At 40.7% G+C, this 26,464-nt stretch carries 18 protein-coding genes; 7 read left to right on the top strand and 11 right to left on the bottom strand.

The genetic code is table 11. The features are described 5' to 3' along the window. The first annotated feature begins 63 nt into the window (after positions 1 to 63). Entirely contained in the window at positions 64 to 915 is an 852-nt protein-coding gene (locus tag J8L97_RS07995; RefSeq protein ID WP_211048647.1) for a DMT family transporter, read from the top strand. Here J8L97_RS07995 and J8L97_RS08000 read toward each other — a convergent pair. The 7 genes from J8L97_RS08000 to J8L97_RS08030 form a co-directional block, all read right to left on the bottom strand. Then, positions 907 to 1,587, bottom strand: a complete 681-nt coding sequence (locus tag J8L97_RS08000; RefSeq protein WP_211048648.1) for a M15 family metallopeptidase — start codon at positions 1,585 to 1,587, stop codon at positions 907 to 909. The two genes, J8L97_RS07995 and J8L97_RS08000, sit on opposite strands and share 9 nt — an antisense overlap. After that, the gene (gene dapE / locus J8L97_RS08005; RefSeq protein WP_210996969.1) at positions 1,587 to 2,729 is read right to left on the bottom strand and encodes a succinyl-diaminopimelate desuccinylase; all 1,143 of its coding nucleotides are present in this window, start codon (positions 2,727 to 2,729) and stop codon (positions 1,587 to 1,589) included. Before dapE ends, J8L97_RS08000 begins: the two co-directional genes overlap by 1 nt. After that, positions 2,729 to 3,073 carry an ArsC family reductase gene (locus J8L97_RS08010; protein WP_211048651.1) on the bottom strand — a complete coding sequence of 115 codons (345 nt, stop codon included), beginning with the start codon at positions 3,071 to 3,073 and terminating at the stop codon, positions 2,729 to 2,731. Before J8L97_RS08010 ends, dapE begins: the two co-directional genes overlap by 1 nt. Positions 3,074 to 3,097: 24 nt before the next feature. Further along, on the bottom strand, positions 3,098 to 3,598 hold the full coding sequence (locus tag J8L97_RS08015) for a PTS glucose transporter subunit IIA (RefSeq protein ID WP_211048652.1): 501 nt from the start codon (positions 3,596 to 3,598) through the stop codon (positions 3,098 to 3,100). Then, positions 3,599 to 3,979 (bottom strand): ACT domain-containing protein, encoded by a 381-nt coding sequence (locus J8L97_RS08020; RefSeq protein WP_211048654.1) that lies wholly within the window; start codon positions 3,977 to 3,979, stop codon positions 3,599 to 3,601. An 86-nt stretch (positions 3,980 to 4,065) separates the two neighbouring features. Continuing rightward, positions 4,066 to 6,228: a phosphate acetyltransferase gene (pta, locus tag J8L97_RS08025; protein WP_211048656.1), complete on the bottom strand. Its 2,163-nt coding sequence runs from the start codon at positions 6,226 to 6,228 to the stop codon at positions 4,066 to 4,068. A gap of 1 nt (position 6,229) precedes the next feature. Then, entirely contained in the window at positions 6,230 to 7,426 is a 1,197-nt protein-coding gene (locus tag J8L97_RS08030) for an acetate kinase (RefSeq protein WP_211048658.1), read from the bottom strand. Positions 7,427 to 7,579: 153 nt separating this feature from the next. Here J8L97_RS08030 and yfbV point away from each other — a divergent pair, with 153 nt between their 5' ends. Further along, positions 7,580 to 8,026: a terminus macrodomain insulation protein YfbV gene (gene yfbV / locus J8L97_RS08035; protein WP_210997013.1), complete on the top strand. Its 447-nt coding sequence runs from the start codon at positions 7,580 to 7,582 to the stop codon at positions 8,024 to 8,026. Positions 8,027 to 8,074: 48 nt separating this feature from the next. On the opposite strand, the gene rlmA is transcribed toward yfbV, so the two are convergent. The 3 genes from rlmA to xthA are packed head-to-tail and all read right to left on the bottom strand — an operon-like array spanning position 8,075 to position 10,320. Beyond that, entirely contained in the window at positions 8,075 to 8,884 is an 810-nt protein-coding gene (rlmA, locus tag J8L97_RS08040; protein WP_211048660.1) for a 23S rRNA (guanine(745)-N(1))-methyltransferase, read from the bottom strand. Further along, entirely contained in the window at positions 8,881 to 9,507 is a 627-nt protein-coding gene (locus J8L97_RS08045; RefSeq protein ID WP_211048662.1) for an energy-coupling factor ABC transporter permease, read from the bottom strand. The genes rlmA and J8L97_RS08045 overlap by 4 nt, the downstream gene beginning before the upstream one ends. Before the next feature lie 3 nt (positions 9,508 to 9,510). After that, a complete protein-coding gene (gene xthA / locus J8L97_RS08050) occupies positions 9,511 to 10,320 on the bottom strand; it encodes an exodeoxyribonuclease III (RefSeq protein WP_211048690.1) in 810 nt (269 codons plus the stop codon). 261 nt (positions 10,321 to 10,581) lie between these two features. On the opposite strand from xthA, the gene J8L97_RS08055 reads away from it, so the two are divergent. Continuing rightward, a complete protein-coding gene (locus tag J8L97_RS08055; RefSeq protein ID WP_247688581.1) occupies positions 10,582 to 11,016 on the top strand; it encodes an exonuclease III in 435 nt (144 codons plus the stop codon). A gap of 63 nt (positions 11,017 to 11,079) precedes the next feature. Here the strand turns inward: J8L97_RS08055 and J8L97_RS08060 are convergent, their stop codons facing one another. Then, on the bottom strand, positions 11,080 to 12,369 hold the full coding sequence (locus tag J8L97_RS08060) for an anti-phage deoxyguanosine triphosphatase (protein WP_211048666.1): 1,290 nt from the start codon (positions 12,367 to 12,369) through the stop codon (positions 11,080 to 11,082). Positions 12,370 to 12,595: 226 nt separating this feature from the next. Here J8L97_RS08060 and J8L97_RS08065 point away from each other — a divergent pair, with 226 nt between their 5' ends. The 4 genes from J8L97_RS08065 to J8L97_RS08080 all read left to right on the top strand — a co-directional run bounded on the left by J8L97_RS08065 (position 12,596) and on the right by J8L97_RS08080 (position 26,462). Next, on the top strand, positions 12,596 to 13,417 hold the full coding sequence (locus tag J8L97_RS08065) for a glucosaminidase domain-containing protein (protein ID WP_211048668.1): 822 nt from the start codon (positions 12,596 to 12,598) through the stop codon (positions 13,415 to 13,417). Beyond that, positions 13,407 to 14,060, top strand: a complete 654-nt coding sequence (locus J8L97_RS08070) for a DUF2987 domain-containing protein (RefSeq protein ID WP_210996959.1) — start codon at positions 13,407 to 13,409, stop codon at positions 14,058 to 14,060. The genes J8L97_RS08065 and J8L97_RS08070 overlap by 11 nt, the downstream gene beginning before the upstream one ends. A 316-nt stretch (positions 14,061 to 14,376) precedes the next feature. Further along, on the top strand, positions 14,377 to 14,892 hold the full coding sequence (locus J8L97_RS08075; protein ID WP_211048669.1) for a hypothetical protein: 516 nt from the start codon (positions 14,377 to 14,379) through the stop codon (positions 14,890 to 14,892). A 1,298-nt stretch (positions 14,893 to 16,190) separates the two neighbouring features. Then, positions 16,191 to 26,462: a non-ribosomal peptide synthetase/type I polyketide synthase gene (locus tag J8L97_RS08080; RefSeq protein ID WP_211048671.1), complete on the top strand. Its 10,272-nt coding sequence runs from the start codon at positions 16,191 to 16,193 to the stop codon at positions 26,460 to 26,462. Positions 26,463 to 26,464 lie beyond the last annotated feature (2 nt).

Here is a 26,464-nt window from a genome sequence, read left to right on the forward strand (position 1 = left end):
TAAGTGTTTGTTTACTGATAATATGGACTACAACCAATAGGATTGAGCAAAAAGTTTGTTTTTATGAAGTATTTTATTTTGGTACTGGCCCTCGTATGTTTTGCACTTAACTCTTTAATTGCCCGCTATGTTTTTAATGAAGACTTGTTAGATGAAGTGACGTTTACGGTGATCCGTTTATGTAGTGGTGCTTTTGTGCTGGTATTATTTCTGTTACTTTCCAAGCAAAAAAATAGAACATTATCACAGTGCGGAAGTTGGTATGGGGCAATTGCGTTGCTAGTCTATTTAATTGGTTTTAGTTTTGCTTATACAGCGCTAGATGCGGGCTTTGGTGCCTTGATATTATTTGTGGTGGTAACATTCACTATGGTAATAGGGGGCATTATTCAGGGGCAAAAATTATCACTACTACAATGGAGTGCATTAAGCGTTGCATTATTGAGTTTAGCATATTTACTCAACCCTTCCGTATCACACCCTAATTGGTATGCAGTGTTGGCGATGGGGTTCAGTGGCATTGGTTGGGGGGCATATAGTCTGCATGGTACCAAATTAAAATTAGAAGGGCAGAGCCCCATTCAAAGTACTGCAGGATGCTTTCTTAGAGCCATGGTGTTTGTGCCTGCTATATTTCCGTTTATTTCTGCGATTCAATTTTCATGGCACGGTGTTGCTATCGCTATAATCTGTGGTGCGATAACATCAGGTGTTGGCTATGTTTTATGGTATCAAAGCCTGTTTTGGTTGCAGGTAGACAAGGCGGCTACTATGCAGTTAAGTGTACCTGTGATCACGTTAATCTCTGGTGTGCTATTTTTAGGCGAGTCAGTCAATGTCATCCAATGTATATGTGCGGTATTAATTGTATTATCTATTGGTTTTTACTTGAAACAAAAAAGTCGTCTAGGGTGAGCACGTATTGTTTATATATTGGGAATGTAATTGTGATATGTTTGCTAGAATAGTTTGTTTTCCTGCAACGTCAAATAGCTGTATCGCACTTTGAAGATTATCTACATTTTGCGCCTGAGAAATATATGAGGAGACTTTTACATGGCTAATATGCCAAGGTTCAGCAGCAACACCACCGTTAAAGCGTGCATATGGCCGATAAAACCCAAACTTTGCTAAGTTACTGTCTAACCAACAGTTAAAGTCATAAAAAGGACCCCCTTTTGCGTACTCCCAAGGTTCAAGTTGTAATTTTTGGTTGTCTGGAAGGCTGTTTATCGCATATATGTCTAGGTCTGTACCAAAGTGGTGCCGACTCCCCCCAGGTAATGCAGAAAACAGCATGATCGCATGGCACTTTTCTAAATCGTCAAGCCCAGTGAGGTTCACTGGAGCATTCTGTTTATTTAAAACTGTGCGTTTACCAAGAAACTTATTATTCCAAATAAGCATCTGTCGCTCAAAATTTCGATAGCCTGATGCAATTGAAAGTGTAAAGCCAGCGTCTTTTGCATGCTGGGTTAAGCATACTAAATCATCAATAATATCTCGGTGCAATAATTGCCCTTGATACTCACACAAGTGAGTTTGTGTGAGCCCACAGGCGATACTCGCTAAGTGTTCATCCATCATTAGGTCAGCAGTTTTTCTAAAATTCGTTCATAAATCAGGGCTAAATTATCAAGATCTGTTGTACTTACACATTCATTCACTTGATGGATTGTTGCGTTAATAGGTCCTAGCTCTATGACTTTACAACCTGTTTGGGCAATAAATCGACCATCAGATGTGCCACCTGACGTTTCGGGAGTACTCTCAACACCCGTTACGTCTTTGATTGCAGCTAAGGTCACGTCTAGTAAAGGCCCTGGTTCTGTTAAGAATGGCAATCCATTTAGTATCCATTCAATGTCATAGTCTAGCTCGAATTGACTTAACAAATGATGAACTCGAGTTTTGAGTTCGTCAGCAGAGACCTCCGTGCTAAAACGAAAGTTAAATTGAACATATGCATCAGCGGGGATAACATTACCAGCTCCGGTTCCCCCTTTGATATTGGATATTTGCAAGCTGGTGGCAGGGAAATAATCATTTCCAGCATCCCAAACTTCCTCAGTTAACCGGCTAATAAAAGGAGCGACTTTATGGATCGGGTTTATTGCCAAATGAGGGTATGCAACATGGCCTTGTTTTCCTTTAATTGTTAGGTGAGCAGTTAAGGATCCCCGTCGGCCATTTTTGACGACATCACCGAGTTCATTACGAGAAGAAGGCTCTCCCACTAGGCACATATCAATTTTTTCACCCCTGGCCTCGAGTAAGTCCACAACTTTGGTTGTACCGTTAATAAACGGACCTTCTTCATCAGAGGTAACTAAAAATGAAATAGAGCCTTTGTGATCTGGGTATTTTTTTATAAATTGTTCTGTCGCGATTATCATGGCAGCAAGGGAGCCTTTCATGTCAGCAGCACCACGACCATGGAGCATCCCATCTTTCACTACACCGGAAAACGGGGGGTAGTGCCATGCTTTTTCGTCACCTACAGGGACTACGTCGGTATGTCCTGCGAAGCAAAAATGGGGGGATGTTTGGCCTTTTCTTGCCCAAGTATTCAATGTGTCTACAAAGAAGTGTTCTTCAATGTTAAAGCCAATATTGCTCAGACGTTTGTTCATTAATGATTGGCAGTTGGCATCTTCGGGGGTAATCGACTCACGCTGTATTAGTGTTTGCGCGAGCTGTACCACGGAACTCAGGCGTGTATCACTCATTAACTAAAAATCTCATTATATTGCGGTGCTTTGAAACCTAAATGAAATGCTTCATTATGTACGATAATAGGGCGCTTTATCATTGCAGGTGAGTCGAGTAAATGCTGCTTAGCAGAGGATTCATTTAATGCTTGTTTTTGCTCATCAGTCAATGCTCGATAAGTTGTACCGCGCTTATTTAGCACATTTTCCCATCCGAGCTGAGCGAAGAATTGATCAATTAACTCGGGTGATACGCCATCTTTACGGTAATCGTGAAAGGTGAATTCAACATTGTTATCATTAAGGTATTTTTTAGCTTTTTTTATTGTGTCGCAGTTAGGGATACCGTACATGATGGTCATAAATTGGCCTCATTTGAAATTTGTTCAAGTTTTAGTGAGTGTGATGAGAGGATCTTGTCCCGCACTCACTTGTTTCAATGGATGATAGCATGGTCCGAGTTTTTCTGCATTGATGAGCACCAAAGAGCCCATTGTAGGGGCCACCGAGCTGGGAATATCAAAATAGGCCAAAATTTCTCCTTGTTGTATATCGGTTTTACCAAATGCATTAGCCGTTTGATATTGGGCACTCGAATATTCAGCGGGGATCAGTATGTTGACGAGTACTTTTAGGCCATTTTGTGCAGTAATAATATATTCTGTTCCATGACGATTAATTTGCTCAATGGTTCCGTGTACAGGTGACACTACTTTACAGCTACTCAATTGCACGCAAACACCTCTACCAAGCATACCTTGAGAAAATAAATGTTCTGGGTGTGAGCTCAGAGGTAAAACCTTGCCACTGAACGGGCTTGCAAGGTGCATGAACGGGTTTGGTATTGCGTTGATAGGAGTGTAAGCGATGACAGGGGAGAATTGCATTTAAAGCACCATATAACCGTCTTTTTTTAAGGCATGAATAGCAACATCAATTTGCTGCTCTTTAACTAAAATGAAATCAGTATCATAGGTGGACATCGCAAAAATAGAAATATTTGCATTAGCAAGCACCCCGGAAATATCAGCCATGATCCCAGTGAGAGAAAAGCCTAAAGGGCCAACAACTTCTAATGCTCGCCAGTGCTTTTCTGCCGAAAAACTATGCAGTTTTATATCACTAGGACAGACAATTGATAACTCCTCATCGGTTTTGGCAATAAAAAAAATACTTGCATTTAAAACCGTTGTGGGGATTGTATCATCACAGTCTAAGCTATGAATGGTAAAGTCTTGGTTGAGCAACTGTAAGGTTTGCTTTGACATCCCGTAAGCTCTATAAAAACTAATTAAGTTAATAGTATAGCCAAGCGATAAAAATTAAAACCTTTTTAACACTTGGCTAAAACAACTCAGCTTTGTGAGCTAGCGTCTATGATTTGCTGTGCTTGAATGGCTGTGAGTGCAATTGTATAAACAATATCATCCACTAACGCACCACGACTTAAATCATTAACCGGTTTGCGCATCCCTTGTAGCATAGGGCCAATACTGATTAAATCAGCACTTCTTTGTACCGCTTTATAGGTAGTGTTACCGGTATTTAAATCAGGGAATACAAATACAGTGGCTTTTCCCGCAACCTTACTATTTGGGGCTTTTTTCTTCGCAACATTCTCCATAATTGCCGCGTCATATTGTAGCGGCCCATCAATATCTAAATCTGGACGTTTTTGCTGAGCGAGTTCGGTGGCTTCGCGCACTTTATCAACGTCAGCACCATGCCCAGAAGTACCCGTGCTATAACTTATCATAGCAACACGTGGTTCAATGCCAAATGCAGCGGCAGAATCTGCAGACTGAATCGCGATATCTGCTAATTGCTCAGCGGTTGGATCTGGGTTAATAGCGCAATCACCATAGACGAGTACTTGATCTGGCAACAACATGAAAAAGACAGAACTCACTAAAGATGAGCCTGGTGCTGTTTTAATGAGCTGTAATGACGGACGTATGGTGTTTGCTGTTGTATTAACGGCGCCTGAGACAAGCCCATCAACTTGAGACTGTGCAAGCATCATGGTACCGAGTACTACATTATCTTGTAGTTGCTCCTCAGCAACAACCTCTGTTAGCCCTTTATTTTTACGTAACTCCACCATAGGCACAATGTAATTGCTTATCTCATTATGAGGTTCACAGATTGTAACATTTTCGTTTAGTTCAACGCCTTGTTGTAAGGCAATACGCTCAATTTCTTCTCTATCACCCAATAAAACAGTTTTCGCTATACCACGTTCACCACAAATTGCGGCTGCCTTAATTGTCCTTGGTTCGTTACCTTCAGGTAGGACAATGGTTTTATCTGCTTTACGAGCAAGATCTGTTAATAAATAACGAAAAGCAGGAGGGGATAGTTTTCGTGTTTTCGCTACCCCTTGCGCTAGGCTATCTAGCCACTCTGAATCGATGTGGTTAGCATTATGTTGTTTAACCTTATCAATACGCTGCTCATCATCACTTGGTACTTCCATATTAAAGTTATGCAGTAGTAATGAAGTGCGCCATGTATCAGCATCTGTTGCAAGGATCGGCAATCCTGTTTCCATTGCTTGTTCACATAAACTCATAATGCGAGGTTCAGGTTTGAATCCACCAGTCAGTAAAATTGCGCCTAACTTGGTACCATTCATTGCAGATAGACAAGCTGCAACCAGAATGTCAGAGCGATCACCTGGCGTTACTAACAGCGCGCCAGGGGTAAAGTGATTGAGAATGTTTGATACTGTTCGGGCACAAAATGTCACACGGCGAAGGCGTCTGTGCGCCATATCTCCTGCATTCATTATTTCAGCATTTAAATAGTTGCTTAAATCAATAACGCGTGGTGCAACCAAATCAAAATCCCACGGAATGGTTGCGAGCAGCTTAAATGGATGTTTTCTAAAGATGGGCAGAGAGGCCAGTCTATTTATTTCGTTTTCTAACTCTTCTGGCTTATGTTGATCGACAAGGTCGGCACGTGCACGGCCTTCTTCATCTAGGGGCGCATTTACTTTATTAAAAATACAGCCCAAAACACGACTGTGGTCGACACCTCCATAATTACCCGCCGCAATCTCGAGCCTATCTTCTAGTTGGCTGTTATTGTCATTGCCAGGTGTGAGCACAAATACGATGTCAGCCCCCAGCGTTTGTGCAATCTCACGGTTTACCCGGCCCGCATAGGGTTGTAGGCGAGTTGGCACCATGCCTTCGATAATTGCAACTTCATCATCAGAAATGGCACTTTCAAAGCGCTCAACTATTTCTTCAAGTAAATCATCCCCTTTACCATCACCTATCATTTGTTCTGTATAGCTTAGCGCGAATGGAGTTGGTGGTTGTATGGTTGATCCTTGTTGAACTATGACCGTTGATTTCTCTGGGCCTTCATCGTCTTTACGTGGCTGTGCAATTGGTTTAAAAAAATTGACTTTAACAGTTTTTTGCTCAAGTGCACGTACTAGACCAACAGAGATAGACGTTAGACCAACACCAGTTGAGATAGGGATGAGCATAATACGACGACCCATATTATTGCTCCTGAGCGATTGTTGCAGCATCGGTTGCAATAACCCACTCTTCATTAGTGGGGATCACAATGGCGCATGGTTGAATTTGAGAGGTGATAACGCCTTGATTACCAAAACGGGCAGCAAGATTTTTGTCTGTATCAATATTTAACCCTAAGAATGCGAGCATATTAACGACTTTACTTCGGATCACATCTGAATTTTCACCGATACCGCCAGTAAAAATAAGTGCGTCAAGTCCACCTAAAGGGACGACGAATGCGGCAATTTGTTTTGCAAGTCGATAACAAAAAATGTCCAGAGCTAGGGTTGCTTGTGGGTGTCCCTGCGCAGCGGCTTCTTCAATTGCACGACAATCATTTGATAACTCACTGATGCCTAATAAGCCGCTTTTCTTGTTCAGTAGTTCATCGACGGCGCTGGCCGTGTAATTTAGCTGATTAACTAAAAATGAAAATAACCCTGGGTCAATGTCACCGCTACGTGTGCCCATGACTAAACCCTCTAAAGGTGTAAGGCCCATACTGGTGTCTACAGATTTCCCATTTTTAATGGCTGCTACTGAACAACCATTCCCTAAGTGCGCGCTAATAACGCGAGCTTGATCGTGAGATAGACCTAATATTTTATGTGCCTGGGTCGATACATAGTAATGACTGGTTCCATGAAACCCATAACGGCGAATACCATATTCGGTGTATAAAGCATAAGGTATCGCATACAAGAATGCGTGTTTGTCCATGGTTTGATGGAAAGCGGTATCGAATACCGCGATTTGCGGTAGGTTTTCAAAAGCATGTTGTGCTGCGGTAATACCGAGCAAGTTTGCTGGGTTATGTAGGGGGGCGAGTACACTTGTTTGTTTGATTGCGTCAATCACGTTATCATTGATGAGTACTGATTTCGTAAAGTGTTCGCCACCGTGTACAACTCGGTGACCAACAGCGATAAGGTTCTGCGCTAAATCGAGTTGCTTGACTAGCTTGACAAGTTGCTTGATAGCAACTTGGTGTGCATCACCTGCGTTTAAGTCAATGCATTGTTTGCTGCCATTGTGTTTATACTTAATCAGTGGGGCTTGTTCAGCGAGGCGTTCGGCTAAACCGGATAACGCCTCAGCGCCAGAGTTGATATCGATAATGGCAAACTTAAGGCTAGAACTACCACAGTTTAGAACCAGAACATGCGAAGATGACATAATGACTTTCCGTTTTTGACAAGAACAGTAAACGCATATTAAGCTAATAGTGAGGTTGCACTACAGCTACACGTTAGACAAAGGTATAATTGACTTATTAAGACTATAATTTTACCTGATTATTTACTTAAAAGTTAGCACCTAGGAGTTATGATGCAAAAAAGTCTTATTTCACAAGTGCAGCTTGGACGCCAATATGCCAAAGAATGGCCTATGCGAAAAGAACTCGCGCCAATGTTTGCTGAGTTTAGAGTAATAAAAGCCACTGAATTAGGGTTAACAGTGATGCCGATGCTGGCTATTTTTACGGTGTTTTTTCAAACCAGTCAGTTAGGCATGGAATATCTACCACAAGCAATTACGATTGCATTATTTTTCTTGTCGTTACCTGTCCAAGGGTTGTTGTGGCTTGGTAAACGAGCTGAAACATCATTAAACCCCTCACTGGCTTCTTGGTATAACGAGCTTTATCATAAAATGGTGGCGAACGGGTATGACACTCCGCTAGCTTCCAGTAAGCCGAAATATAGAGAATTAGCAAAACTATTGGCAGATATGTTTAATAAAATGGACAAAGCATTTACGAAAGAACAGTTTTAGTAAAATTAATACGGTGTGCGAGAAAATATTGACTCGCACACTATTTAGTTAAACAACAGCCGGAGAAAATTCACTAATATAGAATGATAAGGTGACCCTGTGAGATGACTTTTTATGAAGTGCTTCGTAATGAGATGGTTTAAACTTCCATGCAAAAGGTGTCATCATAATTAAATGCGTTATCATTTTGGTCGGAATATCTTGCTGAACTTCTAATAGAGTTTGTGAGCGATACTCAAAGCCTGCTGGGCATTCAATGGCTTCGTGCAAATTGACTTCTTCATAAATACAATTTTTTAATTCAAATAAATGCTTTGGACCAGGGCTAACGATAATGACCTTGCCGTTACTATCACACAATCGGTGTAATTCATCCGAAAAGACCGGGGCAAAGATACTGACCAAAACATCTGCAGACTGAGCCTTAAATGGTGCTTGTTTAATCGATGCAACACTGAAATTAACATTCTTGTAGCGTTTGGCCGCGTATTTTATAGCTGACTTAGAAATATCAACACCATAAATCTGTGCTGTTGCAGATAGGTGCTGAGTAAAAGCTTGGGTATAAAACCCTTCACCACAACCCAAGTCGATCACGGTATTTGGGTTTGCTGCAATGACCCTTTGCGCAATTTCTTGACGCAAAAAATCATAATGATCGGTCGCGAAAAATGCACGTCTTGCTTGCACCATTTCTAAGTTATCACCGGGTTGCTTGGATTTTTTATTTTGCACAGGTAATAAATTGACATAACCTTCTTTAGCAAAGTCGAATTGGTGATGGCTGTCACATTGTAAACTTTGGTCGTTTGTTTTAAGTGGCTTACTGCAAAGTGGGCAGTGATACATCAAAGTCATTTATCTAAATATTCCTGATCATAAAAGGTTTTCACCCATTCAGGGCGATAAGTAATTAATAAAGTAATGGTCATACCATTTAGCATGGCTTCGGGAAACCACATTAGCACTGAAAAGAACAAATAATTGTCATACAGTGTTTGCCAAGGATATATATCTTGGGACCAAAAATAGCTGCTAGTCACTAAAATCTTAGTTGCAGCTACCAATCCTGCGCATATGAACGCACATACAAAAATGTAGACAAAAAAATGTCTAGGCAAGAAATTGTAACACAATACAAATAGTGCATAGCTTAAATAAATTGGGAGTAATGCTGTGAAAAGCAGGAAGTGCGCAAAATCATTGACTGATAAAGATGTAAAGTACAGTAACAAACAAGCCCCCATTAATGCACTCAAGCAGGCTAATCTCCAGCCCATAACGAGGGTGACGGCAGTAACGCCCAAAATGTGAATGTCAAGATAAGGCAAAATACCTGCTTTGATTTGCCATAATGCGGCAAATATCACCGCACATGCAAAAACCCCGGTTTGACGAGCGGGGTTTTTGAACAGGGCAATACACTCTACTTTATTTATGCTCAGCAGAAATAATGCCGTAACGATGAGATATTCGAGCATGTATTAGCAGTCGAAATCAGCCCAAATAGGGGCGTGATCTGATGGTTTTTCAATGCCCCTCAACTCATAATCAATCGCACTGATAGTGCAGTGCGGCATTAATGATTCAGTTGCTAAAATGACGTCTATTCTTAAGCCTCTATTATCGACAAACCCTTTTGAACGATAGTCAAACCAGGAATATAGATCACTGGCGTCCGGTGTTAGGGTTCTAAAAGTGTCTTTTAACCCCCAATCCATTAAGGTACTTAACCATTGACGCTCTTCAGGTTGGAAGGAGCACTTACCTGTTTTTAACCAACGTTTTTTGTTCGGTTCACCAATGCCAATGTCTAAATCAGTGGGAGAAATATTGATGTCTCCCATGATAATTAAATGCTCTTTTGGGTCGCAATATTCTTGCAAATGATTCATTAAGTCAGCATAAAACTGACGTTTATACGGGAACTTTGTCTCATGACTTATATTATCCCCTTGCGGAAAGTAGCCATTCATTATTACGACTTCTTCACCCGCTGCATTTTCGAATGTCCCACTGATCATTCTCTTTTGTGCATCTTCTGAGTCAGTTGCAAATCCTTTTTGAATACTTTTAGCTGGCTTTTTCGACATTAAAGCTACACCGTAGTGTGCTTTTTGTCCGTGGAAGTATACGTTGTAACCCATGGCTTCAACACCTTCAATCGGGAATGCTTCGTCATGTACTTTGATTTCCTGCAATCCGATGACATCAGGCTGGTGTTTATCGATGATGGCTTGTAATTGATGTAGACGAGCCCTTAGGCCGTTGATGTTAAAAGAAATGACTTTCATATATTGATCGATTATTTCGCTATGGTCAGGTGAAGGATAGTTTATCATTTAATTCCATAACTGGCATGATCTAGATATAAAAACCAAAGGTTAATTTTTGATCGGTTTATGTATAAATGTATGTAAATGTTACAGTGGGCGAGAGAAAAAATCACAAAGATGTGAATGGTCTATTAAATCAGCTTTTAAGACTTAATGAATCATTTACAAAGGATAGTTTGGCTATATAATGCGCGAAAATTCATCTTTGTTGGGTATATTATGTTTAAATTTATCTCTTTGGTTGTTGCGGTTTCTACTACTTTGTCAGTTCAGGCTGAGAAAGTACAATATACTCAGGGCGATGCTTCTGTTGCGTCAAAAGTGTGTGTTATTGCTGCCGAGCAAGGGCTAAGTGCTGCACGCGCTGCAGCATCACAACACGGTATTCATATCTCTCGTTTTTCGGCCAGTGTATTGTGCAATGGTGAAGATATTCGTGATGTGGCAAAGAAGGTGAACAATGACACTCGTTCAGACGCAAAAAAAGTGGCTCTTTATGCAAAAACGTCAACATCAGCAACAGAGTTATGCATAAAAGCAGCTAAAAATGGTTTATCAAGTATTTCAAAATATGGTCATAAGGCACGTAGCTTACGTTGTAATGATGTACCAGTGAGAGAGTTCGTCAGAAAGTTTGAAAATACGGCAATTTAAATACGATTATTATCGTGAAGTGTTTTGATAAAAGCGCCAGACAATGAGTCTGGCGTTGTTATGTTACTCACTGCTAAATAGCCGCTTATGTGTCCTTCTAGCGTACTCATCAGTCATGCCTGCTAAATAGTCAGCGAGTATTCGCATTTTCTCTGCTTTTGAATTTGCCTGCATATACAATTCTTGTGTTGTATATGGGAGTAGGCGTAGAGGATCACTGGCCAAAGCTTCAAATACGTCAATCAGTAAATTTTGACCGCTAAATTCGATTTGTTGCATTTTAGGTTCTCGAATTAAGCGCTCAAAAACAAACGTTTTTAATACTTGCAGAATTGCTGCGTATTCAGCATTTATTTCAACGCTGTATTTGAGTAATGGCGATTCAAAGTCATTATGTTGTATGACTAAATGGCTATTAATAATAAATAAGTTTACAAGCTCCCCAATGGCGTCTTTTCGTAATGACTCGTCAAAAGAGAATAACCTTTCGGTTAGCGTATTTAAGTTGTTACTGAGCCATTTAGATGGCACTGCTTTGAGTTGTGGTAATGCGTAGTTTTGCCAATCAGTTAAGCTGAGTGTACTCGTGGCGATGGCATCTTCCAAGTCATGGACAGCGTAAGCAATGTCATCTGCCAGCTCCATTATCGCGCAATCTAAAGACTTAAATTGTGTTTTGCGTTTGTGGCTGTCAAAAGGTCTGTTGGTTTGCAGTAGCCTACGGTCTGCCTCTGAAAAAGGATCGAGAACCCAATTAAAAACATCTAAATCACATCGATATACGCCTTTAGCTGGGAGCCAATCTTTGGCTTTAATGAAACGTCGATTAGTGTCGTGTTTTGGTATGTTGAACCACAAAGTATCAATAATGGCGGGATATTTAATAAACCCTAATAATGTACGCCGAGTAAGGTTCATCCCAAATCCATTACTGTAGGGTTCAAGTTTAGACACAATCCTTAAAGTTTGTGCGTTACCCTCAAACCCACCGTATTCTCGCATTAAGTAATTAAGGGCGGTTTCGCCACCGTGGCCAAATGGCGGATGGCCAATATCATGTGCTAGGCATAGTGTTTCGATTAAACTGGTCGAAGGGAAATGTTCAAAATCAGGGTTTTGAATACGTAAATGGCGTAGTACACCACTGCCTATTTGTGCAACCTCTAATGAGTGAGTAAGTCGAGTTCTATAGAAGTCGTTCACACCGATACTCATTATCTGAGTTTTTGCTTGTAGTCGCCTAAATGCAGCGGCATGAATAATACGTGAACGGTCTACTTGCCACGCAGAACGATTATCGTTTGGCCGGTTTTTCTGTTGTTCCGATAGTCTATGTTGCCAAGCAGACTGCATAAGTACTCCATGATTAATGGGCATAGTAACGCACGTTGTACATATCGATTATGCGGTGAATACGCATAAACTCGCGTTTAATTGCTACTTTAAGTATAATACGCCGTTAGTTTAAAATGAAAGAACGAAGTAATAGCGTACACATATGCTGATAGTAGCAAGTTATATCAGTAACTTACAGCCAAATTATGGATATAGGCTGGTACGCTCAATGATGAGGAAAGACATGCAAGTCAATGTAGTTAGAGTAGTCATTTTTATAGTGTCATTATGGGGGTTAGCTTACCCATTTTTGTATAAACCAGCTCCAATCATAAAACCAAATGAAACCACCCCGGTGGTGATTGAGACACCGCCAATTGTTGCCGAAAAACCGTTACACACTGTGAGGCTCCCAAAATTTTCGCAGATAAAAGAGGTTGGACAAAAGAAGCAACAATTTTTTGATTTTATAAAGCCACACATTATCGCGGAAAATAAAGCCATACAGCAGCAGCGTGCAAGTATTGAAATTGCACTTATGATGTTACAGTTTGATGAAGTATTAACGGGCGCACAAACCGACAAGCTGAATAAAATATATGATTATTACCGTTTGGAGGGTGAGCGTTATACCGAAGAGAGTTTAAAGGTCGCGCTATCTCATGTCGATGTGATCCCCAAAGAGTTGGCGTTAATGCAAGCGGCAAATGAATCTGCATGGGGGACTTCTCGGTTTGCACGTATTGGATTAAACTTCTTTGGTCAATGGTGTTACAAAAAAGGGTGTGGCATGGTGCCGCGACGTAGAGACAATGAAGCGGAGCATGAGGTTGCTGCATTTCAATCCGTTCGAGCTGCCGTTAAGTCGTATTTTAGAAACATTAATACACATGAGGCTTACCAAGGACTAAGAGTAAAGCGTTCCGAATTAAGAAATAATAAACAACCAGTTGAAGCAACTGCATTAACGGCTGGTTTGATTTCATATTCAGAACGTGGAGAAGCATATGTAAATGAACTGAATGATATGATCAGACACAATAAGGCTTATTTTGATGAAGAGTAATTGGTTTTGCGCAGCAGTGTTATTAAGCATGTCGTTTATGTCACAGGCCACAGAGTTTGTTGTGTCATATGATGGTTTTTACGACAGATTGAAAGTAATTGAAAAAGGTGAGTTCGAGTTCGCTCGTATAAACTTCTATGTTGTAGACAGTACAACGTTAGCACCTTGTACAATTGGTAGTGGGAAAATTATAACAGAAAATAGCGAAGCGCCTTTGGCGTATACAGAGCAAGCTCAATTACTGTTGCCATTTGATAAAAAGCTAGACAAAGATAAAGCGGTGCTGGTTATAGAACCCCGTGACCCTCAGCATCAATGCCAATTGAAATTTCAAATTGAAGCAGAGCATTTTGATAGCACGCAATTGACTAAAGCGAGTTTATATCAATTACACAATGAATTTGATACGTTACTTTCTGATCTGTCAGGGTTTTTTGTTAGTAAGTTAATGCGCTTTTTACTACCGGAACAAAAAGGAGTGATAGTTGAATTCTCTCAACCCGTGGCTTTAGATAATATAGATATTAAGTGTGAACGTACATTATGTCATTTTGCAGTGGATGCCACGTGGGATGGAATTGAAACTGCATTAGTAGATACGCCAGCTTCGATTGTGTCAGTGAAACCTTGGATATCAAAATAGGTCTTTTACGCTTAGTTCTAATATCTAACGAGCTATAGAGGTCACGAGTATGAAGGTAACGAATAAAGTCGACGATGTGCAGCTATTTTTTGGTGCTGTGACGATGTTGGAAATAGTTTGCTAAGGTTGAACCAATATTAGCTATTAATCATATGAATTAGTACGGCACTTTAAGTGCCGTTTTTTATGTCTACTTTTTAATAAAAGCGCTATAGACGACGGTGTGTTGGAATATTAAGTAGTAATACTTGTAAAATATGATTTAGTTATTATATTGGGTACATGGTTGAGACCAACATTAAAATAAGGATTATCAATGAAAACTCTATCAATACTATTTGCTGGTGCAGTTTTATCTTCAGTGGCTTACGCGGCGGATACTATTCCCGATGGCTGGGCAGGCACTTACAAGGGGGAATGTGAGCTTATTTCTCCTCGACACGGGTCTTATTATAACTTTGCAATGTCTTTAGAAATTGCGGCACAAGATACTGGTAAGGTTTCGTGGACGCTCAGTTATGGCTCAGGGCAATCAGCGAGTGTACGTAACTATAATCTATTAACAATCAATGCTGATAGAGGCCATTATGCTGTGGATGAAAATAACGGGATTGTGATTGATCAATTCCTAACAGGTAATGAGTTTATAAGTATGTTTGAAATTGGCAGTAGTAAAATTCAAACAACATACGCACTCGATAGCAATGGAACAATGGATGTGTCAATGGATAGTTTTACTTTTAAGACAATTCGTGACGCTGAAATTGGACCATACACTGTTGCTAATTACGGTTTAAAATCGGAACAAAAGTGCCGCTTATATAAGTGGTAAGTTGAATGGAACTTAACAAAGCAGTGGTTTGTAATTGTAATTACTAGCCACTTCTATGTATTAACTTCGTGAAATTCGAAAAATACAAATGATAATGCTATAAATTTATCCTATCACGCATTAGTTGAATCTCTGGCTTCATTGCCTTTTCGCTGCAAGTACGCACCCAGCTCGCCTTAATCTACGTTAAATTAATGTTATTCTGTGAATTGAACTAGTTAAAAACCTGGAGGTATAGGCTTATTTATTGACGAGTTCAATTTACCTGTTTTAAAGTTCAGCATGTCAGCTATTTTGGCTTAATCGTCAAACCAGCTCACTTTCTTTATAGCCACTACTATGTATCGTTGTTTTTTCTTATATAGTCCGTTGCATTAGCATACAAGTATGAGTCACAAAATGTGATAAATTTCATGTTCAATGTAAATAATATCGATATCTAAACAAAACCCTTAATCAATGGCCAAGGTATTTTATTTCACTATTCGGAAAAATAAAGAATAAGTAATTGATATAAATAATTATGTTTTTATTTTCACCTGTTGGCTACCGCTTTCCACAATCAAGATTTTAGTTTCAAAAAGTGCTCTGTTTTTTCAAGAATTACCTAAGATTAAAGTTTACATATTGTTAATGTAATTGACTGTAATTTACCCATGCAATTATATTCAGTACTATCTATTAAGATACTGATTCATAGATTTACGATGTTGAGCAGCTTGAAATACAAGTATGTTTATTGTTGTGATAATTTGATTTATATTTGTAGGTTGTTAATTTTTTTGTTGTCTATCTTTATTTTTTAGGTGTTTGTGGTAGCATTTTTGTAAATATTTATGATGTTGGACACCTTTAGTAGTTTTGTATTGGCACACTTATAAGGTTATTTTTGCGAGATTTGTCATATTCTTTGAGTACTCGTTTATTTAAATGGGTGCATAAACTAATTTCGAAAGACGTTTTATGAAAAGTCTACCTTTAGAGTTAGTTTATGTCTTTAGGCAATAAGATGTAGTAGGAAAGGTGCAGTTAAATTAGCAGTGCTGGTGGTTTAGGCGGTTAGTTTTACCTTTGATTTGCAATAAATGTTTCACTAAACCCTGCCATTTTAGAAACACAGAATGCACGGTTTTTAATAAATGTTTATTGATGATATTTAATTGATTCTATTTTTTCAATTTTAAGTGGTAATAGGCTGAAACACTTTGAGTAACGCAACTTAATGCACTTTACTGTGTAAATTGCCGTGCTGAGGATGTGACATCTGACTGATCCGCAGAACCAATGATGGGCATGGAATGAATACAGATTTAGTGACTAGGTTAGTCGCATTGGCTAATACACGTGGTAGCGACATTGCATATCAATATTTTTATGAAGACGGTAAGCCATGTAGAGTAATGAACTACTCTGAACTAGACGAGAGAGCGAAGCAAGTTGCAATACACCTTCAGCAACATTTTTCCAAAGGCGACCGAGCACTCTTATTGTTTAACTCAGGCTTTGAATTTGTTGAAGCTTTCTTCGCTTGCTTATATGCAGGTATTATTGCAGTTCCTGTTTATCCACCTAAAAAAAATCAAAATGTTGATCGCTTAAGAAGCATCGTGACTGATGCGGGTGCAAAAGGTGCCTTAACCAGTGAGAAAATTTATGAAATTGCACGCCCTCTATTTGATTCTGAAGTGCAATTAGCCAAACTAGCCGTATTTACAACTGATTCAGAAAGCACCACTAAGATACAAACGCAGCAATGGTGTTTTAGTGATATTTTATTGGATGATTTAGCATTTTTGCAGTATACCTCGGGGTCAACGGGCAATCCTAAAGGGGTGATGGTTAGCCACGGCAATATCATCGATAACCAAGAAATGATGAAAATTGCATTTGGGCATGATAATTCAACCCCAATAGTCAGTTGGTTGCCACATTTCCATGATATGGGTCTTATTTTTGGTATTTTGCATCCGATATATATTGGTGCACCGGCATCCTTAATGAACCCAACTTATTTTTTGCAAAAGCCTTACCGATGGTTAAAGTTGTTGAGTGACACCAAAGCCGTGACCTCAAGCGCCCCAAATTTTGCATATGATTTATGCGTTGATACTGTCAAAGATGCAGATTTAAAATCGTTAGATTTATCACATTGGCGTTCTGCATTAAATGGTGCAGAGCCTGTAAGAGCAAGTACTTTAGAGCTTTTTGCGCAAAAGTTTGCAGAGTGTGGATTACATAGAGACAGTATTGCACCTTGTTATGGCATGGCTGAAACGACGTTATTTGCCACTGGAGGTAAATTGTCTGTCGCGCCAACGGTATTGCGTTTGGCCAGTCAAGCGTTAAAAGATGGACAAGCTCGGTTGTTGAGCACGCAAGAATCTATGCCCTCTCAATCAGGTATCTTTTTTGACTTTGATAGTACCTCTCAAGAGCAACCCTATTACGCTGTTTCATGTGGTATTGCGTGGCATAATCATACCGTCGCAATTGTAAACCCAGAGAGTAAAGAGCGGTGTGATGATGGTGACACAGGGGAAATTTGGGTTAAAGGTGCAAGTGTTGCACAAGGATACTGGGGTAAAGAAGCGCTAACAAAAGAGATATTTCAAGCACATATTGCAGATGACAATGATGGCCCGTATTTACGCACGGGAGATTTAGGGTTTATCTTTCAAGACGAATTATTTGTCACAGGTAGATCAAAAGATGTGCTTATTTTTCGGGGTAAAAATTATTATCCTCAAGATATAGAGCTTACGGTCAGCAATGCACATGAGGCATTAGATGCCAACGGAGGGGCTGCATTTTCAATTGTTTCATCGCCGGACCAACAAGCAAACCAATCAGCAGCGCAAGAACGTTTGATCATAGTCCAGCAAGTAAAACGTACTGCGGTGCGTAAGCTCAACCCCGAGAGCGTAACCGCTGACATTATGGCCGCGGTAACACAATATCATGGTGTCACACCATATGAAATTGTGTTAATCAAACCTGGTCGTATTTTAAAAACATCTAGTGGTAAAATTCAGCGCCAAGAAAATAAACGGCACTACGTAGAAGCCTTATTTTCACCTTTATATCGAACCCTTCATGGGAATGAATTAGCTGAAACTCACGCGCCATTAACGGCAGGTTCTTCACAAAACGCATCAGGCAAATTATTGATAGAAAAGCTGTTGCAGCAGGTCGTTGGTCAAGAGCTCGAAAGTAATGCCCCCGTTTTAGACGTGAATGCACCTTTTCACTCGTTGGGTGTTGATTCTATGAGGGCGGTACGGATCTCTGGTGAGTTAATGGAAATGCATGGCATTGAGCTGGAAGCAACAGTGTTATATGAATACCCGACTATTGCTCAGCTTAGTGACTATTTGTGGCAGTTTGAGCAAGTACAAAGCGTGGTTTTACAGAGTAAAGGTATTGAAAACGTTATAAATCAGAGTGACATGGATGATACGGTAAAAAACATCAACACTCCGATTGGTAAAAGTATAGAGCAGGCTTTAGATAAGAGAGGTGTTGCAGTTATAGGTATGGCTTGTCGCTATCCGCAGGCAAATAATATTGAGGAATTTTGGCAGCTCATTTGTGATAAACGAGACGCCATTTCTTTACCTTCCGAAAGGCGTCAGCAATTGTGTCCTAATTTGGAAGCGGGTCGGTTTGGTGGATATTTAGAAGACATTGCGCAGTTTGATGCCGCTTTGTTTGGTATCTCTCCAACGGAAGCAAAATATATTGATCCTCAACATCGTTTACTACTGCAAGTCAGTTATCACGCCATCCAGGCTGGTGGCTATTCCCCATCAGCTTTATCAGGAAGCAATACAGGCGTGTATGTGGGAATTTCACAGAACGACTACTTTGCCATGTCACAGCAGTTTGATAAACAAAATGCTTATCTTGGTACTGGGACAGCACTAAGCATTGCAGCAAATCGGCTATCGTACTTTTATAATTTTACGGGGCCTAGCATTTCGATTGATACAGCATGCTCTTCATCGTTAGTGGCGCTTCATCAAGCAATTCAGAGCATCAAAAGAGGAGAGATCTCTCAAGCGATTGTGTGTGGTGTGAATTTGATTCTCAGTGATGAAGTGACTAAAGCCTGTGAAGCCGCACAAATGCTTGCTGATGATGGTCGTTGTAAAACATTTTCAGACGCTGCTGATGGATATGTTCGTAGTGAAGGTGTTGGTTGTTTGTTTTTGAAGCCATTGGAAGAGGCTTATCGAGCGCAAGATCCAATACAAGGCATATTAAAAGGCAGTGCTGTAAATCAAGATGGACGCAGTAATGGTATTACAGCACCTAATGGCTTATCACAACAGGCTGTTATTAAAGCAGCTTTAGACAACGCAGCTGTTTGTGCTGAAGATGTACAGTATGTTGAAGCACATGGAACTGGTACTAAATTGGGTGATCCTATCGAGTTATCAGCGCTAAGCAAAGTATATAGACCTCAGGGTCAAATGGCGTCTCCCATTACTGTCGGCGCGGTTAAAGCCAATATAGGCCACTTAGAATCAGGCGCCGGGATTGCAGGTGTCATTAAAACTCTATTGTGTATACAGCATGGAAAAATTCCTGCTCAGCCCCACATTAATACACTTAATACGCATGTTCCTTGGGCAAAAATACCTTTAGTCGCGAATACTTCTGATACTCATTGGCCAAAAGAGGATTTAGCACATTGTGCAGGGGTAAGTTCATTTGGCTTTGGGGGAACCAATGCGCATGTAATTTGTGAAGCGGCACCTAAGCAAAATCCCCTTGATGTTAATTTACTGGCGCAAACAGGGTTTTATTTGCTTGCTGTTTCAGCAAAAACGCCTTTGGCACTGCATCATTCTCTTAATCGTTACAACGAAGTGTTAGCTAAACTAGACGCTAATGAGTTTGATGCATTGGTTTATAACAATGCAATGCAGCCTCATATGAGAGAGTATAAGCGGGTGGTACACGGTTTAAGTCGATCACAATTACTTGAAAACCTGAACATGGCTAGCAAAACCTATCGTACGCATCATGACGGCGGGTCTCATAATATCAGTGAGTTGGCTTTATTGTTTACGGGGCAGGGTGCTCAGTATGCAAATATGGCAAAGTCTTTGTATTCAACACAGGCAGTATTTAAGGCTGCGATAGACGAATGTAATGATTTGCTAGAGAGTCAGCGAGCAGAAAGTTTGCTGGACGTGTTATACGGCAATCCACAAGCTGAATTGTTCAACGAAGCACAGTGGACACAAATTTGTTTATTTGCCGTGGAATACGCTTTCTCAAAGTTATTGTTAAGCTTAGGTATTACACCGAAATATTTGGTCAGTCATAGTGTTGGAGAATATGCTGCTGCATGTATTGCAGAGGTTTTTTCTATCGAAGATGCAGTTAAACTGATTGCTGCCCGAGCATCGTTAATGGCAGAGCTGCCTAATGAAGGCCGAATGATATCAATACGCTGTACTGATATTGTGGCACAAGAAATAGTTGCGAAGTGCCATGCTGACTGTTCAACTCAGGTTTGCATTTGCGCATTTCATGCAGAGTCAGGGGTGGTGTTATCTGGGCACAATACCGCGATTGATTTTGCATGTAGGCAGTTAGAACAGAAGAAAATTAAATATAGGGAGGTAAACACTGCACGTGCTTTTCACTCTCCATTAATGGCACCTATGCTTAGTGAGTTTGCAAAAGTAGCCAATAGCATTACTTTCTCTTTACCTAAGTATCCCTATTTGTCTTCGGTTACAGGTGAGTTTGAAACTGACGCACTGACAACCCCTGATTATTGGGTGCAACAAATTATTAAACCTGTACGGTTTGATTTGTGTCTGCATCAATTAGATAAAGTTGCACCACTTTGTACGCTCGAAGTGGGGCCCAAACCTGTATTGAGTGCCCTTGTTCAAGAAAACCTTAAAGATCATCATTGTGAATGTTTGCATGTACTCCATAACAAGGGGGAAGATGTATCGCGCTTTCCAGCAAGTATTGGTCGCTTATTTGAATTAGGGTTGGAGCTTGATTGGTCTTGCGTTTATCCTCAAAAATCGGTTCCAAGACAGAGTTTACCTGCTTATCCATTTGATGAACATGCTCATTGGATTGTGCCTTTAAATACCCAAGAGGGTAAAAGTAAAGCATCGAATGGGCACCGCCATGCAGATGAAGTTAACGCTTATGTTAAAGGCGCGACTGTTCAAAGCAAGCATAGTGAAGACCGACAAGTCATAATTCGAGAGTTTGTATTGTCTACATTGGCAAACTTATTATCGATGCCGGCTGAAGCAATCCAGACAGATATACCTTTGCTCGAAATGGGCGTAGATTCATTGATGATCATGCAGGCCGTTCGCTTATATGAAAGGGAGTTTGGCCTTGAGTTTAGTGTGCGTCAGTTTTATGAAGAGTTAAGCACAGTTGATAGTTTATTGACTTACATTGTACAACATAGTGATTACCGTACTCAGCCAATAGCAGCAAATGTTGAAGAACACGCAACAGACCAACTAGTAAGTGCTGGAGACATTACGCACGGAAATAACACGGTAGCTTCACGTGCTATAGGCCATATAAATGGCGAGCTGGTTAAAGAAATTTGTCAAGCGCAATTACATGCTGCTACTCAAGTTAATAACGCGTATAGTCGTGATAGTCTAAAGGCGATCACTGCGCAGCAATTACAGTTGCTAACAACGACGACAGAGCGTAGTCACTCATTACCGTTAGGACAAGATGATTCTGAGGATGCTTTAGAAGGCGTAAACGCTGGGTATGAGTATAGCGTTGAAGAAGGTAATGTTACACATTCAGTACCTCAGCCCACAGCACATAAGTATCAAAGTACCGCTAATTCAGTCTTGCCATCTTTTCAAAAAAAGCAGCTCACTTCTCAATTAAAATCTGAACGTATGCAGCAACATTTTGCGGTATTGAGCGAGGAATACTGTAAAAAAACGGCAAAATCTAAAGCACTAATTAGTAAGAACAGACCATATTTAGCAGACAGTAGAGCCTCGGCTGGATTTAGACTTTCAAGTAAAGAGTTACTTTACCCAATTTTTTCTCAGCGCTGTGAAAAATCGCGAATATGGGACATTGATGGTAATGAGTACATTGATATTGCTATGGATTTTGGGGTTAATTTATTCGGCCATAAACCAGACTTTGTAACACAGGCGTTGTTACAGCAAGTTGAGGCGGGTTTGCAGCTTGGGTTAGCCAGCCCGCTTGCGTGTGAAGTGGCATCATTGATTAATGATTTGACCGGTTTAGAGCGTGTCACTTTCTGTAACTCTGGTACTGAAGCGGTCATGACTGCGGTTCGTTTAGCGCGTAATACGACTAAACGTGAAAAAGTTGTTCAGTTTTCAGGTGCTTACCATGGACATTATGATGGCACATTAGCACATGCATTGAGTGAAAGTGACGTTGAGCCAATGTGTTCGGGTGTTCGTCATGGATCAATTAGTGATAATTTGGTTTTAGAATATGCAGATCCTAAGGCGTTAGAGACTATTCGTAAACATGCTTCTTCTATTGCAGCCGTATTAGTCGAGCCTGTACAAAGCCGTCATCCTGAATTACAGCCATGGGCATTTTTAAAAGAATTACGCGAGTTGACGAAAGAACTGGGGATTGCGCTGATTTTTGACGAGATGATCACTGGGTTTCGAGCACATCCAGGTGGAGTTCAGGGGTTGCTAGATATACAAGCCGATATGGCAACTTATGGAAAAATTGTTGGTGGCGGGCTGCCTATTGGTGTGGTTGCGGGTAGCCACGCGTACTTAGATGGTATTGATGGTGGTGTGTGGCAATATGGTGATACTTCTTACCCCCAAGCAGACACAACGTTCTTTGCTGGGACTTTCTGCAAACACCCATTAGCCATGGCGAGTGCAAAAGCTGTGTTGAGCGAAATAAAACGTCAAGGACCCGCTTTGTTCTATGCTGTGAATGAAAAAACCACGTACTTGAAAGAGACGTTAAATCGGTTTTTTACAGCAGAGCAGATCCCAATTAGCCTTGAAGCCTTTACATCACTATTTAGATTTAAATTTACACAAAACTTGGATGTGTTTTTTTATGAAATGCTCAATCGTGGCGTGTTTATTTGGGAGGGGCGAAATTGCTTCTTATCAGCAGCGCATACGGATGCTGATGTTGAGGCAATTATTCAAGTCGTACAAGACAGCGCACTCAGTATAAAAAAAGCCGGATATTTTGGCGATTCTTTAGCATTAGAATCACAGATAAGTGGTGCCAGTGAAAATGACGCTGTGCCCTTAAGTGATGCTCAGCAGCAATTGCTGGCGTTGGCTTTACGGTCTGAACAAGGTGCAAAAGCCTATCAGTTACAAGCGACGGTGAAGTTAACTGGTGCAGTGAATAAACGACATTTAGAGCGTTCAATTAGGGAAGTGATAAAGCAATACCCAATGCTAAGTTATGGTGTGGATAGCGATACGTTATGTCATAGGAAAGGGGCTTTTAATCAAATATTAATGTCGGTTGTGACAATTGACACAGACGCTCAGCTGACGGCAAATTTAAGCGCCTTGCGTTACGCCCCGTTTGACTTGGATAATGATGTATTACTCCGTTTTAATTTGGTAGAAGATCAGCGAGGCTGCAGTTATTTTAGCCTTGTTGCACATCACATACTGTATGACGGAGTGTCACTACAGATTATTTTGAAGGCGATTGCAGCTTATTACAATCAGGAAGTGATAGAGCCCGCAAATTCAAAACTAGACTTTTTTGCCTATACTCAAGCGCTCAAGCAATACCAACAGACAATAAAATTTGAAGAGGATAGGACGTTTTGGTTAACGCATTTAGCGACCAGCTGTGAGCTCGCCTTGCCAACTAAGTTTGCGTTAGCTGAAAACATCGATGCAAAGGAGGAGGTGCATTTTGAGGTGGAAACACGGAGTATACATCTCACAGAGGAGGCCATGCTGAATGTATCGCAGCTTGCTAAACGCAATGGCTGTGGGCAATTTGCTACTTTGTTGTCGATGTACCTTTTATGGTTAAGTAAATTGACGCAACAATCGGTTGTCACAGCAGGGATCCCATGTTCAGACCGACAGTTATTGTCTCGCAAAGATATCGTTGGAAGTTCGGAGGATATTTTTGAGCCTGATATCTTAGATAGCCAGTTGGTGGGGTACTGTACTAATATTCTGCCAATTAATATTGATGTTATGGCGTGCACTCATTTAGGTGAGCTGATCAAGCACGTGCAGTCTGTACTACTGACTGCCTTTGAACATCAGCATTATCCATATTCTGCGTTAACGAAAGAAGACATTCATTTACCCTCTACCTTGTTCAATATGGATAAAGTACCGTCATTACCGGTTTTTGCTGAGCTGAGTATTGATACTGGGCCCTCGGTAACCACCTATAGTCAGTTTGAACTGAATTGTAATGTTACCCAAGTTGGTGAGTCATGGTCGTTAGACATAGAGTTTAATAAACACAAATTTGATACCCAACTATTTGATGGCTTCATACAAAGTTTTGTTGCGTTCATTGAGAAAGGAAACACTCAAGATGCGTTGCACTCACCAGCTTGTTCGTTTGTAACTGAATCAGCTCAAAAAACGTTACTTGAAGAGCAGTTCAATAAAGCACAGCAACTACCCGTTGATTCGCACAGCTCACAGCCGGCATTAACTAACTATATTAAGCAGTTTGAGCAAATCGTTGCTCAGTACCCGACGCATCAAGCATTGAGCTGTGAAGAACAAACTTTAACGTATGAGCAATTAAATAGGCGAGTAAATGTACTTGCACACCACTTGCGAGCGCTCGATATTGGCGTCGGTAGTTTAGTCGCCATTGCTTTGCCTCGGCGTGTTGAGTTGGTGGTGAGTATATTGGCTGTTTTGAAAACAGGTGCGGCATATTTACCATTAGATTTGGCGTTTCCACAGACGCGGATAAATTACATTTTAAATGATGCACAAGCGTGCATATTACTCTGTGATAGCCTATGCGACGACAGTGTATTAAATAGTCGCCATAGTATGACAGTGTTAGATATTGACTCACTATCGAGCACTTTAAATCCAAGCGAGGCGCCGAACTTAAATATCGAGTTATTGCCGACACAGCCTGCCTATGTCATTTATACCTCAGGATCTACAGGTCAGCCAAAAGGCGTTGAAATAAATCATTTAGCGCTAATTAACTTTTTATCTGCAATGGTACAAGCGCCTGGAATATCGCGTTCAGATACGTTGCTATCAGTGACAACCATTGCATTTGATATTGCAATGCTGGAGCTTTTTGCGCCAATGCTTGTAGGTGCTCATGTGCTGCTGGCAAGTGAGCAAACATGCAGTGACCCTGCGGCCATTGTTGAGCTCCTCAATATAAACCCTGTATCTATAATGCAGGCGACACCAACACTTTGGCAGTTGTTGTTAGATCACCAGCCTCACTGTGTCAAAGGGTTAAAAGTGCTGTGTGGTGGCGAGCCACTTAGCAAGTCATTAGCAAAGGCATTTTTGAAAAATGACGTTGAATTATGGAATATGTATGGACCGACTGAAACCACAATTTGGTCTTCACTGAGTCACATCACAGATGCCGAGCACATATCTATCGGAGACGGTATTACAAATACCAGCTTGTATATCATGTCAGATAATGTGCAAGGTGCATTGTTGCCACTACCTACGGGTGTATGGGGGGAGCTGTGTATTGGTGGTGTAGGTTTGGCAAATGGCTATTTTAAGCAGCCTCAATTAACTGCTCAACGATTTATAGAGCATCGTTTTAATGACCAGTGTACTCAGCGTTTATATCGGACGGGGGACAGAGCAAGACGTTTACCAAATGGTGAAATTGAGCTCCAAGGACGACTTGATCAGCAAGTAAAACTACACGGTCATAGAATTGAATTAGGTGATATCGAACATCATTTACGGCAAGTTCTGGAAACTAAGAATGTACGTGTATTCATAAAACAAAATGCCGAACAACAAGCCAGTTTATGTGCGTATTGTATTGATGATGGCATCTTGCAAACACGATGGGCATACAGCGAGATACGCCAAGCACTCACCCTGTGTTTACCAAGTTATATGGTACCTGAATCTGTGTGTTGGTTGCTGGCGTGGCCATTAACGCCGAATGGAAAATTGGACTCGAATGCTTTACCTATACCAGAGGGTATAAAACAGCGAAACATAATACCTGTAGAGCCGAATACCGCCACTGAAGAAGCGCTTCACAGTTGCTTTTTGACGTTACTTAATACAAGTATTTTAGGCACTCAAGAAAGCTTTTTTGAGTGCGGTGGCAATTCTGTTTTAGCGATGCAGTTGGTGTCGAAAATCAATGCCCAATTCGGGATACGTATCACTGTTGGCGATGTTTTTGACCATTCAAGCATCGCACTTCTGGCAGTGCGAATAGATGATTTGATGAATGCAATGGCGACATGTTCAGACAGCTCACCAGATATAAAAATGGTGAGTGATATTGTGAGTGGACGCGATATTAGTGCCGCTTTGGATGATGAATCCATGACAGAGATGGACCTATAACG

This window comes from Pseudoalteromonas sp. MMG012 (assembly GCF_018100875.1).
In the GTDB taxonomy this organism is placed as follows: Bacteria; Pseudomonadota; Gammaproteobacteria; order Enterobacterales; family Alteromonadaceae; genus Pseudoalteromonas; species Pseudoalteromonas aurantia.